The organism is uncultured Rhodoblastus sp. (genome assembly GCF_903903185.1).
In the GTDB taxonomy this organism is placed as follows: Bacteria; Pseudomonadota; Alphaproteobacteria; order Rhizobiales; family Beijerinckiaceae; genus Rhodoblastus.
The window spans coordinates 20944-34708 of record NZ_CAIUXT010000098.1; the positions used below are offsets into that span (position 1 = coordinate 20944).

A 13765-nucleotide genomic window follows, 5' to 3' on the forward strand; every position below is an offset into this window, starting at 1 on the left:
GTGACCGGTTTTCGGTTATCGGGCGGCGGGTTTTCCCCGCCGCCGCTGCCAATGGTTCGCCCATGAGTTCCGACGTCGTCGCATCCGATCCTTCTTTGACCGCCCCGGCCGCCGAGTCGCGCCCGAAGCGCTGGCGGCGCCGTCTCGCCATACTGGCCGCCTCGCTGGCCGCTCTCGCGGCGGCGGGCTGGAGCGTCAAGACGAGCTATTTCACCGAAGCCGCCCCGCCCGGCCCGCGTGCGCGCGGGCCCGCCGTCACCGTCGAATCCGCGCTGGTCGCCAAGGGCGGCTTTCCGGTGACGCTGAGCGGTCTCGGCACGGTCGCCTCGCTGGCCACTTCGGTCGTCAAGTCGCAGATTTCCGGCCAATTGCAGCAGATCAATTTTCAGGAGGGACAATTGGTCAAGGCGGGCGACGTTCTCGCCCAGGTCGATCCCCGGCCCTACCGCCTGACGCTTGCCCAGGCCGAGGGCCAATTGCGCCGCGACTCCGCCACTCTCGAAAACGCCGAACGCGACCTCGTCCGCTACGAGACCTTGCGCAAAAAAATGGCCGACGCGGTTTCCGGGCAGCAGGTCGACACCCAGCGCGCGCTGATCGAGCAGACCAGGGGCACGGTGGCCATCGATCAGGCGCTGGTCGATCAGGCGCGGCTCAACCTCGATTATACAAGGATCGTTTCGCTGATCGACGGCCAGGTCGGCCTGCGTCAGGTGGACCAGGGCAATTACGTTCAGGCCAGCGATCCCAATGGCCTCGTGGTCGTCACCCAGCTCTCGCCGATCACCGTGGTCTTCACCTTGCCGGCCCGCGATCTGCCCGCCGTGCTGAAACGTTTCCGCGCCGGCGAGGAATTGCCGGTTTCCGTCTATGACAAGGATCGCGGCAAGCCGCTGGCGCGCGGCAAGCTCGCGGCGATCGACAATCAGATCGACCCGACCACCGGCACGGTGAAATTGCGCGCGCTGTTCGCCAATGAGGACGAACGGCTTTATCCCAATCAATTCGTCAATGCCGAAGTGCTGGTGGAAAAGCTGCAAAATGTCGTGCTGGCGCCGAGCGCGGCGGTGCAGCGCGGCGCCAAGGGCGCCTTCGCCTATGTGGTCGGCGCGGAAAATACCGTCAGCGCGCGCAATATTGTGCTTGGCCCCGGCAATGGCGACGCGGTCGTGGTCGAAAGCGGCCTGCGCGAGGGCGAGCGCGTCGTGACGTTGGGCGCGGATCGGCTGCGCGAGGGCGCCAGCGTCACGCTGCCCACGCCCCGCGAGGCTGAACAGGCGCCGCGCAAAGCCGAGGGCGCGGCTCGCGACGGCGCGGAAAAGAATGGCGCGCGCGACGGCAGATCATGAGCGGCGGCGTCTCGAAACCCTTCATTCTCCGCCCGGTCGCTACCTCGCTGTTGATGGCGGCGATCCTGCTCGCCGGCGTCATCGCCTATAAATTGCTGCCGGTCTCGGCTTTGCCGCAGATCGATTATCCGACCATCGAAGTGCGCACCTTCTATCCCGGCGCCTCGCCGGAGGTGATGGCGGCTTCCGTCACCGCGCCGCTGGAGCGCCAGTTCGGCCAGATGCCCGGCCTCGCGCAAATGGGCTCGACCAGCGCCTCCGGCGCTTCGGTCGTGACCTTGCAATTCGCCCTGACGCTGCCGCTCGATTCCGCCGAGCAGCAGGTGCAGGCGGCGATCAATGCGGCCAGCAGCTTTCTGCCCGCCGATCTGCCGGCGCCGCCGATCTACGCCAAGATCAATCCCGCCGACGCGCCGGTGCTGACGCTGGCGATCACCTCGAAAGACCTGCCGCTGACCCGGGTGCAGGATCTCGTAGACAGCCGCATCGCTCAGAAAATCTCTCAGCTCGGCGGCGTCGGCCTGGTCGCGGTCAGCGGCGGCAATCGTCCGGCGGTGGCGGTGCGCGCCGATCCGGCGCGGCTCGCCGCGCTCGATCTGTCGCTCGAGGATCTGCGCGCGGCCATCGCCAGCGCCAATGTCAATATTCCCAAGGGCAATATCGACGGACCGAAACAGGAATTCGCCATCGGCGCCAATGACCAGCTCAAAAATCCACAGGAGTATGAATCGCTGGTGGTCGCCTATCGTCGCGGCGCGCCGGTGCGGCTCATCGACGTCGCGCAGATCGAGGAGGCGGCGGAAAATCGCGAACTCGGCGCCTGGAGCAATGGCGAGCCGGCGATTATCGTCGATGTCCGCCGGCAGCCCGGCGCCAATGTCATCGGCGTCGTCGATCAGATCAAGGCGGTGCTGCCCTCCCTGCAAGCCTCGCTGCCCGCCTCGCTCGATCTGGCCATCGTCTCGGACCGCACCGCCACGATCCGCGCCTCGGTCGCCGACGTGCAGTTCGAACTCTTGCTCGCCGTGCTGCTGGTGGTCGGCGTCATCTATGTTTTTCTGCGCGACTGGCGCGCCACGCTGATCCCGAGCATCGCCGTTCCGGTCTCGCTGATCGGCGCTTTTTCCGCCGTCTCGGCCTTCGGCTTCAGCCTGAACAATCTCACCCTGATGGCCTTGACCATCGCCACCGGCTTTGTCGTCGATGACGCCATCGTCATGGTGGAAAATATCTCCCGCTATCTCGAAGACGGCCATTCGCCGTTGCAGGCGGCGCTGCGCGGCGCGCAAGAGATCGGCTTCACCATCGTGTCGCTGACCATTTCGCTGATCGCCGTGCTGATCCCGTTGTTGTTCATGGGCGACGTCACCGGGCGGCTGTTCCGTGAATTCGCGGTGACCCTCGCCGTGACCATCGCGCTTTCGGCGGTGGTGTCGCTGACGCTCGCGCCCATGCTGGCGGCGAAAATCCTGCGCCGCAAGGATGTCCACACCCATCATATCGATGAGCCCGACGCCGGCTGGTTCGACCGGCTGATCGACGCCTATGGCCGGCTGTTGCGCGTGGTCATCAGGCATTCGCGGATCACGCTGGCGGTGTTCGCCGCGACGCTCGTCGCCAGCGTGGCGCTTTATATCTATATCCCCAAAGGCTTTTTTCCGGTGCAGGACACCGGGCTGATCGAAGCCGTGGTCGAAGGCGGCCAGGACCTGTCTTTCGACGCCATGGCGCGCCAGCAGCAGGAGCTGGCGAGGCGCCTGCTCGACGATCCCGCCATCGCCGGCGTCTCCTCGCTGGTGGGCGTCGATGGCGTCAATCGCTCGGTCAATGTCGGAAGGCTGCTGATCAAGCTGAAACCGCGCGATGAGCGCCGCGAATCGCTCTCGGCCCTGCTGCGGCGCCTGAAGGAAACCGGCGATGCCCAGGCCGGCCTGTCGCTCTATCTCCAGCCCGTGCAGGACATGACCATCGACGCCTCCTTGAGCCGCGGCGAATATCATTTCGTGCTGCAGGACGCCAACGCCGCCGAATTGCAGGACTACGCGCCCAAGCTGGTCAGTCGGCTGCGCCAGTCGCCCCTGCTGCGCGACGTTTCGAGCAGCGCGCAGAATAATGGCCGTTCGCTTTATGTCGATATCGACCGCGACGCGGCGGCGCGTTATGGCATTTCCGTCGCGGCCATCGACAACACCCTTTATGACGCTTTCGGCCAGCGCATTGTCTCGACCATCTTCACCCAGGCGAGCCAATATCGCGTGCTGCTCGAAGCCCAAAGGGGCGAAACCGGCCGCGCCGCGCTGGAGCAACTGCACGTCGCCAACGCCTCGGGCGGCCAGACGCCGCTCTCCGCCCTGGTCAAGCTGCGCGAAGTCGCCGCGCCGCTGACCATCGATCATCTGGCGCAATTTCCCGCCGTGACCTTGTCCTTCAACCTCGCCCCGGGCGCCTCGCTCGGTCAGGCGGTGAAGGCCATTGAAGAAGCCCGGGCCGATCTCGGCACGCCGGCTTCGGTGATCCTGAACCCCCAGGGCGCCATGCAGGCCTTCACCTCTTCGGCGACCGGCACGATCCTTCTGGTGATCGCCGCCATCGTCACCGTCTATATCGTGCTCGGCGTGCTTTACGAAAGCTACATCCACCCGCTGACCATTCTCTCCACCCTGCCCTCGGCGGGCATCGGGGCGTTGCTCGCGCTGATGCTGGCGGGTCAGGATCTCGGCGTGATCGGCATTATCGGGGTCATCCTGCTGATCGGCATCGTCAAGAAAAACGCCATCATGATGATCGATTTCGCCATCGAGGCGCGCCGCTCCGGGCTTGGCGCCGAAGAGGCGATCGTGCGCGCCTGCCTGTTGCGCTTCCGCCCGATTCTGATGACGACGCTGGCGGCGCTGCTTGGCGCCGCGCCGCTGATCTTTGGGGGCGGCGAAGGATCGGAACTGCGCTTTCCGCTCGGCGTCGCCATCGCCGGCGGCCTGATCTTCAGCCAGGTCCTCACCCTGTTCAGCACGCCGGTGATCTATCTGGCCTTCGACCGGTTGATTGGCGCGCCGGCGCCGCAATTACTGGGCGGCGTTGCGGAGGCCGAAACCGCATGAGCCTGATGCTCACGGCTATCAAGCGGCCGGTCGGGACGAGCCTGTTGATGCTCGCGGTGACGCTGGCCGGAGCGGCGGCGTTTTTCCTGCTTCCCGCCGCGCCGGTGCCCCTGATCGATTACCCGGTCTATTCGGTTTCCGCGACCATGCCCGGCGCCGATCCGCAGACCATGGCTGCGTCGGTCGCCACGCCGCTGGAGCGACGGCTGGGCCAGATCGCCGACGTCAACGAAATGACCTCGACCGCTTCGCTCGGTTCGGCAAGGGTTTCGCTGCAATTCGCCCTCACACGCAATGTCGATGGCGCGAGCCGCGACATTCAGGCGGCGATTGCGGCGGCGCGGGCGGACCTGCCGGCGTCGCTGCGCAACAATCCGACCTTCAAGAGCTCCAACCCGGCGGAAGTGCCGGTCGTCATCATCGCCCTGAACACCAACCGGCTGACCATGGGCGATCTGTTCGATTACGCCTCGAATGTGTTGCAGCCGAAATTTTCGCAATTGTCCGGCGTCGGCCAGGTCACGGTGGGCGGCAGCGCCTTGCCGGCGGTGCGCGTCGAAATCGATCCCGGCGCCTTGAACAAATTCGGCGTATCGCTGGAAGACGTGCGCGCCGCGCTCGCCGCCGCCAATGTGCTCAGCCCCAAAGGCGCGATCGACGAAGGCGACCGGCGTTTGCAGATCTACGCCAATGACCAGTCGCGCAAGGCGCGCGATTATGTCGATCTCGTCATCGCCAATCGCAATGGCGCCGTCGTGCGCCTCAAGGATGTCGCGGAAGTCGTGGATTCGGTCGAGGACCTGCGCAATTACGGCATCAGCAATGGCGTCGCCGGCGTGCAGATCCAGATCATCCGCGCGCCCGGCGCCAATTTCATCGACGTGGTCGATCGCATCAAGGCCTTGATGGTCCCGCTGTCCGCGGCCTTGCCCGCCGATATCGAGATGCATCTGGTGCAGGATCGCACCCTGACGATCCGCAGTTCGCTGCGCGACGTCGAAGCGACTTTGCTCATCACGATACTGCTGGTGATTTTCACGGTCTATCTGTTCCTGCGCGACTGGCGCGCGACCCTTGTCCCCAGCATCGCCGTTCCGGTCTCGCTGATCGGCGCCTTCGCCGGCATGTATGCGCTCAATTACAGCCTCAACAATCTGTCGCTGATGGCCTTGACCATCGCCACCGGCTTTGTCGTCGACGACGTCGTCGTGGTGGTGGAGAACGTCGTGCGCCATATGGAGCTTGGCGCCACGCGGATGCGCGCCTGTATCGACGGTTCGCGCGAAGTCATGTCCACGGTTCTGTCGATGAGCCTGTCGCTGGTGGCGGTGTTCACGCCGGTGATGTTCATGGGCGGCCTGATCGGCAAGATGATGCAGGAATTCGCCGTCACCCTGTCGCTGGCCATTCTGATTTCGCTGGTTCTGGCGATCACGGCGACGCCGATGCTCTGCTCTCGGCTGTTGCGCGCGAAGCCGGGGCACGACGATAATTTCCTGCTGCGCGCCAGCGGCCGCGCCTTCGACGCCGTGCATCGCGGCTACCTGTCGTCGCTCGGCGTGGCGATGCGCCATCGCCGGGCCACGCTGGCGGTGTTGCTGGCGGCCATCGGGCTGAATTTCTATCTTTTCTCCATCGTGCCCAAAGGGTTTTTCCCGACGCAGGACACCGGCCGCATGCGCGGCAATATCGTCGCCGATCAGGCGGTGTCCTTCACCGTGATGAAACAGAAAATGGAGCAATTCGTCGCCATTCTGCAAGCCGACCCGGCGATTGAATCGGCGACCGGCGCGATTGGCGGCTCCTTCGGTCCCGGCGGCGCCGTCAATAACGCCGATCTTCTGATCACGCTGAAACCGCTCGGCGTGCGCGGCGTCTCGGCCGAGAAGATTTCCGCCCGGCTGCGGCCGCAATTCGCCAAAATTCCCGGCGCGAGCCTGACGCTGCAATCGGTTCAGGATATTCGCATGGGCGGCAAATCGTCGAGCGCGCTTTATCAATATACCTTGCAGTCCGACGATCTCGAAGCCTTGCGGGCCTGGACGCCGCGTCTGCTGGAGCGGCTGCGGCGCGGCAAGGCGCTGCTCGATGTGGCCTCCGACCAGCAGGACAAGGGCTTGCAGACCGAAGTGACGGTGGACCGCGCCAATGCGTCGCGGCTCGGCCTGAACGCCGCCCAGATCGACAATACGCTTTACGACGCTTACGGCCAGCGGCAGGTCTCGACCATTTTCGAGCCGCTCAACCAGTATCATGTGGTGATGGAGCTGGCGCCGCGATTCCAGGACAGGCCGGAAAGCCTGGCGCAGCTTTATATCGGCGCGCCGGGCCCGACGGGGGCGCCCTATTCGGTCACCGGCAACGCCTCTGGCGGCGCGGCGATCAGCCTGAAGCCGAAAGCGATGATCCCGCTGGCGAGCGTCGGCAGCCTGCGCCAGACGGTCACGCCGATGCAGGTCAATCATGTCGGCAATTTCGCTTCGGCGACCATTTCCTTCAATCTGGCCGAAGGCAAATCCTTGAGCGACGCCGATGCGGAAATCAGACAGGCGCTGGCCGAACTGAACGCCCCTGCTTCGATTCACGGCGCCTTTTCCGGCAGCGCCGCCGGCTATCAAGAGGCGCTGGCCAATGAGCCGATCCTGATCGCGGCGGCGCTGGCGGCGGTCTATATCATCCTCGGCATGCTCTACGAGAGCTTCTTCCACCCGTTGACCATCATCTCCACCTTGCCGTCGGCAGGCGTCGGCGCGGTGCTGGCGCTGATGGCCTTCAACACGGACCTGAGCATCATCGCGATGATCGGCGTGTTGCTGCTGATCGGCATCGTCAAGAAAAACGCCATCATCCTGATCGATTTCGCCATTGACGCGCGACGCAGCCGCCATCTCTCCGCCGAGGCCGCCATCCGCGAGGCCTGCGACCTGCGCTTCCGCCCGATCCTGATGACCACGATGGTCGCCCTGCTCGGCGCCCTGCCGCTGGCGATCGGCTCGGGCGAGGGCGCAGAAATGCGAAAACCGCTCGGCATCGCCATCGTCGGCGGCCTGCTCGTGAGCCAGGCGCTGACGCTCTACACCACGCCGGTGGTCTATCTTTATATCGACCGTCTTCAGGGCTGGCTGAACCGACGCCGGACCCCTGCGCTCTCGGCGGCGCCCGCCGAATGAATTTCAGACGGCGACCTCTGCCGCGATAGGCGGATGCGGGTCATATCCCTCGACTTCGAAATCGTCGATCCGATAATCATCGATGCCGGAGGCGCGCCGCCGGAGGATCAGTTTCGGGAAAGGCCGGGGTTCGCGGGAAAGTTGCAGCCGGGCCTGATCCAGATGGTTCAGATAAAGATGAACGTCGCCGCCGACCCAGACGAAATCGCCAAGCTCCAGGTCGCATTGCTGCGCAATCATCGCTTGCAAGGCGACGGTCGCCGCCCAATTGAAGGCGCAGCCCAGAAACAGATCGACCGAGCGCTGCAGAAGCATGCAGGAGAGCCGCCCGTTGCTGACGTGGAATTGATAGACCATATGGCAGGGCGGAAGCGCCATCGAATCGATTTCGGCGACATTCCAGCCGTGAAACAGGATGCGCCGGCTCGACGGATTGTTGCGCAAGGCGTCAATGACGCCCGCGATCTGATCATATTCGCGACCGTCGGGGCCTTGCCAGCGACGCCATTGCTTGCCGTAAACCGGACCGAGATCGCCCCAGCGCCTGGCGAAGGCGTCATCCTCGACGATGCGCTGCTCGAAAACCTGCTGGCTGACGTCTTCGCCGGTCTCCTTGCGGTAGCGCGCGAGCGGCCAATCCGACCAGATTCGAACATTCTCCTTCAAAAGATCCTGGATGTTGGTCTTGCCGGTCAGAAACCACAGCATCTCCTTGACGGCGGTTTTCCAGTAAACTCGTTTGGTGGTCAGAATGGGCGCCTCGGAGCCGACGTCGAAACGCGTCATGGCGCCGAAAATGGACAGCGTGCCCACGCCGGTCCGATCGATCCGCCGATCGCCGCGCTCGAGAACCTGCTTGAGCAGATCCAGATACTGATATTCGGGGTGGCGGTTCCGCATCCGGTCGGCGCTCCAATAGACCGGCGCTTGTCGGCCAGCGATTCGTCCATCGATAATGGCGCCGGCGCCCAAGAGCAATGTGCGAAAAAGGGGAGGCCGGTTTTTCGCAAAAACGTTGCGCAAACAGGGAAATCCAGAGTCGATCGCGATTCAAGCGAATCGCCATCGACGCTAGGCCTCCACCAGCTTGCGATAGACATGCCAGGAGGCGTGGCCAAGCAGGGGCAGGATCACGATCAGGCCGAGCAGGCCCGACAACAGGCCGACAGCCAGGAACAAGGCGATGATGAAAGCCCAGGCCAGCATCTGCCAGAGATTGGTCTTGACCGCCCGCACCGAGGAAATCATCGCGGTGACGAAATCGACATCGCGGTCGAGCAGCAAGGGAAAGGAGACGACCGTCACCGAAAAAATCGTGAAAGCGATCAGCCCCCCGACGAGATTGCCGACCAGAATGAAAATAATGCCTTTTTGCGTCGATATCGCCTCGCGCATGAACTCGGCGGGATCGGGCATGTGGGCGCCATAAAAAATCAGATAGAGGAAAAATGCATAATCCACCCACAGGATGAAGGCGAACAGCGTCACCAGCGCCATCCAGCCGAGATCGCGTCCCCCGCCCGCCTTGACCGAAGCCAGAATCGCGCCCCACGAAAGCGGCTCGCCGCTTTCCAGCCGCCGGCTGACCTCGTAAAGCGCCGAAGCCATGAACGGCGCCACCAGCGCTATGCCGGTGAGGAAGGGATAGGTGAAATAGTGCATCCCCGAAAGCTGGGAGAAAAAGATCGCCAGCCAGCCGGCCAAAGCATGCAGCGCTCCGATGGTCAGGCCATAGGACGGCGCGCGCTTGAGGTCGCTCCAGCCCTCGACCAGCGAATTGAAAATATCGTCCTTCTGCAATTTACGGATAACGACGGTGCGGCGCGCAAGGCGCTCGGCCTCCTCCGTCGCCGGCGGACTGGCGTTCTGCTGCATGGCGCTTCCCCAAGCCTTGATCTTCTTGTTTCTCCGAAAGCGACAGGTCGCATCCGGCCTGGACTTCCTCGCCGCGTCGGCAAGGGACGCCCGCCCGCCTTTTCGCGAGTCTCGACGCTTCAGATTGATCCAGGTCAACCGCGAGAACAAGGGCCGGCGCGAGATTTTGATAAATCCCCTTTCGCCGGCGCCCGGCCTTCACTATATTCGATTTGCCGTCTCACGACGGCTATGGCGATAAATGGTTATCGGAATAAGCCTTTCGGACCCGGGGGCGGTACCCGGCGCCTCCACCCCAGCCCGAACCCGTCGCGTGCAAAACGCAAGGGATCGGGTTGCGGCGGGGGCGAAACAGGATCGACGAGGGTGTAAAGGATCTACTTTTGCCCGGCATGATACCGCCGTTATCGGGGTCAAACCTATAGTTGCCAATGACAACTATGCTCCGGTGGCCGTCGCCGCGTAATGCGGTTCTGGTACCGAACTTAAGTCCTTAGGGGTTGCACTTTAAGGCGGGGTCAGGAGGCGCCTGGCAACAGAAGCCTCCACTTCATTTGCCGGCCCGCTCCGGCGCAAGCGGCCGGACGCAGAAATCAATGCCGTCCGGCGGCCCGATGGAATTGACGCCGCCTATGTCGACAGATCTGATTCGATATGATCTTCAGGTGCAGGATGCTTTGCGCAGCGTGGTCCGCAAGGTCCTCGCGGACGCGGCGCGCGACGGCTTGCCGGGCGAGCATCATTTCTACATCACCTTTCGCACTCCGGCGCCCGGCGTCAAAATGTCGCCCCGGCTGCGCGAGCAATATCCCGAAGAAATGACCATCATCCTGCAATACCAGTTCTGGGATCTGAAGGTGGAGGATGGTTTTTTCGAAGTCGGCCTGCATTTCAAGAACGTGCCGGAGCGCCTGCACGTGCCTTTTGACGCCGTTTCCGGGTTCTACGACCCCTCGGTGCAATTCGGCCTGAAGTTCGAGGCGCAGGGCGAGGAATCGGACGAATTCGACGAGGGCGACGAAGAGGCCATTCTTGGCCCGGTCGCCAATCCGCAGCGCCCGCCGGAATCGGGCAAGCCGAAATTGCGCGGCGCCGGTTCGGAGCCCGACTTGATCCCGGGCAGGGGTCCGGCCGCCTTGCCGGGTCCCGGAGCCGCAACCAGGACCGCCTCGGCCGAAAAGCCTCCCGCGATCAAGGACAAGCCGTCCGCCAAAGGGCAGGCCAGCGACAAGGCGGCGCCGCAGTCGGCCGAAGAATCGAAAGTCGTGTCGATCGACGCCTTCCGCAAAAAGCCTTGAAATCATGGGCGAAATCGTCAATCTCCGTCGGGTCAGAAAAGCGCGGGAGCGTCTCGCCGATGCGGCATTGGCGGCGGAAAACCGCGTCCGCCACGGATTGAGCAAAGCCGAGCGGACAGGGGCTGAAAACTCCAAGGCGCGGGCCGAAAAGACTCTCGACGGCCACCGGCTCGACGGCGAAAAAGACCGATGAAGGCGCCTGAAAAGGCCTGTTGCGTTTCAAAGCGAAGTGGACCCGGTTCGCGTGAAGAAAACGCTTGAAAACAAGCAACCAGAGCCCCTTTTCCGTTCTATCGGATCGGAATTGGCTGTAGCGGACCCCGACCCCGGCCAGATGCGCAAACATTCGCTGGTCATCGCCGGGCATCGCACCAGCATATCGCTCGAAACGGCGTTCTGGGATGTCCTGCGCGAGCTCGCGCGCCAACAAGGCGTCACGGTTGCGGCTCTTGCCGCCGACATCGACCGGAAACGCGGCGCCGCCAATCTGTCCTCCGCCCTGCGCGTGCATCTGCTGCAAGTTTGCCGCGAAAAGGCGGCGGGAAAGTAAAACGCGCCGCGCTGGCGGCCGTTCCCGGCCCTGCCGCTGTCGCATGTGCGGTGAAGGTCCGCGCCCGCAAAATCAGTCGCGCCGCTCGACAAAGGAATCGAGCACCAGTTTGCGGCCCGCCTTGTCGAAATCGATGGTGAGCTTGGCGCCATCGACCGCCGCCACGGTTCCGGGTCCGAACTTGAGGTGAAACACCCGCGCTCCCGCGGCAAATCCGCTTGCGCCGTCGGCGCGGCCCACAACCTCGCCATCGATGGTCGGCGGCTTTTTCGCCGGGGCCTCGCCCGCCCGCTGCTGCGCGCGCTTCCAGCCCGGCGTCTCGTATTTCGAACCGAAGGAATCCATATTGGCGAAGCGCGACTGGGCGTAGCCGCCGTAATCGGAGCCGCTGCGGGCGTTTTCGACCAGCTGGACATGATCCGCCGGCAGGTCGTCGATGAAACGCGAGGGCATGGTGGTCTGCCACAGCCCATGGATGCGGCGGTTGCTGGCGAAGATGATTTTCGCCCGAAGGCGCGCCCGCGTCACGCCGACATAGGCGAGGCGGCGCTCTTCCTCCAGCCCGGCGCGGCCACTCTCGTCGAGCGAACGCTGGTGCGGAAACAGTCCCTCCTCCCAGCCGGGCAGGAAAACCGTGTCGAACTCCAGACCTTTGGCGCCGTGCAGGGTCATGATCGAGACGCGCTCGCCGGCGTCCTTGTTGTCGACGTCCATGACCAGCGAAATATGTTCGAGAAAGGCGCCGAGATCGGGAAACTCCTCCATCGAGCGCACCAGTTCCTTCAGGTTTTCCAGCCTGCCCTCGGCCTCCGCCGTCTTCTCCTGTTTCCAGAAGTCGGTATAGCCGGATTCCTCCAGAATCTGCTCGGCCAGCTCATGATGCGGCTTGTGCTCGATTTCCGCCGTCCAGCGCGCGAAATCGGCGAGCAGGGCGCGCAAGGCGCCGCGCGGCTTGGGCCGCAACTCCTCGGTCTCGACCAGCGCGCGGGCCGCCTGCATCAGCGGAATCTGGCGCAGGCGGGCGAATTCATGCACCACCTGCAAGGTGCTTTCGCCCAGGCCTCGTTTGGGCGTATTGACGATGCGCTCGAAGGCGAGATCGTCGGCGGATTGCGCGACGCAGCGCAGATAGGCGAGGGCGTCGCGGATTTCGAGCCGCTCGTAAAAGCGCGGCCCGCCGATCACCTTGTACGGCAAGCCGAGGGTGATGAAGCGCTCCTCGAATTCGCGCATCTGGAACGAGGCGCGCACCAGAATGGCGACCTCGTCGAGCGAATGGCCCTGCCGCTGCAATTGCTCGATTTCCTCTCCGACGACGCGAGCCTCCTCCTCCGAATCCCAGACGCCGGCGACGCTCGGCCTTTCGCCCAGTTCGCCATCGGTGAACAGGGTCTTGCCGAGCCGGTCGCGGTTCCTGGCGATAAGATGCGAGGCGGCGGCGAGAATATGGCCGGTCGAGCGGTAATTGCGCTCCAGCCGGATCACCCTGGCGCCGGGAAAATCCTTCTCGAAACGCAGAATATTATCGACATCGGCGCCGCGCCAGCCATAGATCGACTGGTCGTCGTCGCCGACGCAGCAGAGGTTCTGCAAAGCCGAGGGGTCGCTGCGTTGCGCCAGCAGGCGCAGCCACAGATATTGCGCCGCATTGGTGTCCTGATATTCGTCCACCAATATATATTTGAAGCGGTTCTGGAATTCGCGCAGCACATCCCGGTTTTCGCGCAGCAGCCGCAGCGATTCGAGCAGCAGATCGCCGAAATCGGCGGCGTTGAGGATCTTGAGCCGCTCCTGATAAAGCGCGTAAAGCGCCCCGCCCTTGCCATTGGCGAAAGCCTGCGCCTCGCCCGGCGGCACATGTTTCGGGTCGAGGCCGCGATTTTTCCAGTTGTCGATCAGATAGGCCAGGCTGCGCGCGGTCCAGCGCTTGTCGTCGATATTTTCCGCCTTCAGCGCCTGTTTGAGCAGGCGAATCTGGTCATCGGCGTCGAGAATGGTGAAATTGCTCTTGAGACCAACCAGTTCGGCGTGGCGACGCAGGATCTTGGCGGCAATGGCGTGAAAAGTGCCGAGCCAGGACATGCCCTCGGCGCCGGGGCCGATCAGGACGGCTATGCGCTGCTTCATTTCACGCGCCGCCTTGTTGGTGAAGGTGACGGCGAGAATTTCATAAGGCCGCGCGCGCCCCTGCGCCAGAATATGGGCGATCCGCGAGGTCAGCACCCGCGTCTTGCCGGTTCCGGCCCCGGCCAGCACCAGAACCGGGCCGTCCAGCGCCTCCACCGCCTCGCGCTGCTCGGGATTGAGCGCCGTCAGCCAGTCCGGCTTCGGGCGCGCCAGATCGAGCGCGCGCGCCGCCAGACCTCCCGCGCGCGGACCGGCGTGGGATAAATCGTCGTCGCCGCGAAAATCTTCGGCCAGCGAA

9 protein-coding genes and 1 other RNA gene are annotated in these 13765 nt (G+C 63.9%); 7 read left to right on the top strand and 3 right to left on the bottom strand.

Annotated features, from left to right (window positions below):
* Nucleotides 1-62: 62 nt before the first annotated feature.
* The 3 genes from QZY01_RS09095 to QZY01_RS09105 are packed head-to-tail and all read left to right on the top strand — an operon-like array spanning nucleotide 63 to nucleotide 7617.
* Nucleotides 63-1349 (top strand): MdtA/MuxA family multidrug efflux RND transporter periplasmic adaptor subunit, encoded by a 1287-nt coding sequence (locus QZY01_RS09095; RefSeq protein WP_294536177.1) that lies wholly within the window; start codon nucleotides 63-65, stop codon nucleotides 1347-1349.
* Entirely contained in the window at nucleotides 1346-4447 is a 3102-nt protein-coding gene (locus QZY01_RS09100) for an efflux RND transporter permease subunit (RefSeq protein ID WP_294536180.1), read from the top strand. The genes QZY01_RS09095 and QZY01_RS09100 overlap by 4 nt, the downstream gene beginning before the upstream one ends.
* A complete protein-coding gene (locus tag QZY01_RS09105; protein ID WP_294536183.1) occupies nucleotides 4444-7617 on the top strand; it encodes an efflux RND transporter permease subunit in 3174 nt (1057 codons plus the stop codon). The genes QZY01_RS09100 and QZY01_RS09105 overlap by 4 nt, the downstream gene beginning before the upstream one ends.
* A 3-nt stretch (nucleotides 7618-7620) precedes the next feature.
* Here the strand turns inward: QZY01_RS09105 and QZY01_RS09110 are convergent, their stop codons facing one another.
* Nucleotides 7621-8517, bottom strand: a complete 897-nt coding sequence (locus QZY01_RS09110; protein ID WP_294536186.1) for a thymidylate synthase — start codon at nucleotides 8515-8517, stop codon at nucleotides 7621-7623.
* A 171-nt stretch (nucleotides 8518-8688) separates the two neighbouring features.
* On the bottom strand, nucleotides 8689-9492 hold the full coding sequence (locus QZY01_RS09115; protein WP_294536188.1) for a DUF2189 domain-containing protein: 804 nt from the start codon (nucleotides 9490-9492) through the stop codon (nucleotides 8689-8691).
* Between the two features lie 175 nt (nucleotides 9493-9667).
* Here QZY01_RS09115 and ssrA point away from each other — a divergent pair.
* From ssrA to QZY01_RS09135, 4 genes are all read left to right on the top strand, one after another.
* Nucleotides 9668-10042, top strand: a transfer-messenger RNA (tmRNA) gene (gene ssrA, locus QZY01_RS09120).
* Between the two features lie 82 nt (nucleotides 10043-10124).
* The gene (locus tag QZY01_RS09125; protein WP_294536190.1) at nucleotides 10125-10790 is read left to right on the top strand and encodes a ClpXP protease specificity-enhancing factor SspB; all 666 of its coding nucleotides are present in this window, start codon (nucleotides 10125-10127) and stop codon (nucleotides 10788-10790) included.
* Between the two features lie 4 nt (nucleotides 10791-10794).
* On the top strand, nucleotides 10795-10983 hold the full coding sequence (locus QZY01_RS09130; RefSeq protein ID WP_294536192.1) for a DUF4169 family protein: 189 nt from the start codon (nucleotides 10795-10797) through the stop codon (nucleotides 10981-10983).
* Nucleotides 10984-11094: 111 nt separating this feature from the next.
* Complete coding sequence (locus tag QZY01_RS09135) at nucleotides 11095-11340, top strand: ribbon-helix-helix domain-containing protein (protein WP_294536194.1); 246 nt, start codon at nucleotides 11095-11097, stop codon at nucleotides 11338-11340.
* Nucleotides 11341-11412: 72 nt separating this feature from the next.
* Here the strand turns inward: QZY01_RS09135 and QZY01_RS09140 are convergent, their stop codons facing one another.
* A complete protein-coding gene (locus tag QZY01_RS09140; RefSeq protein ID WP_294536287.1) occupies nucleotides 11413-13761 on the bottom strand; it encodes a UvrD-helicase domain-containing protein in 2349 nt (782 codons plus the stop codon).
* Nucleotides 13762-13765 lie beyond the last annotated feature (4 nt).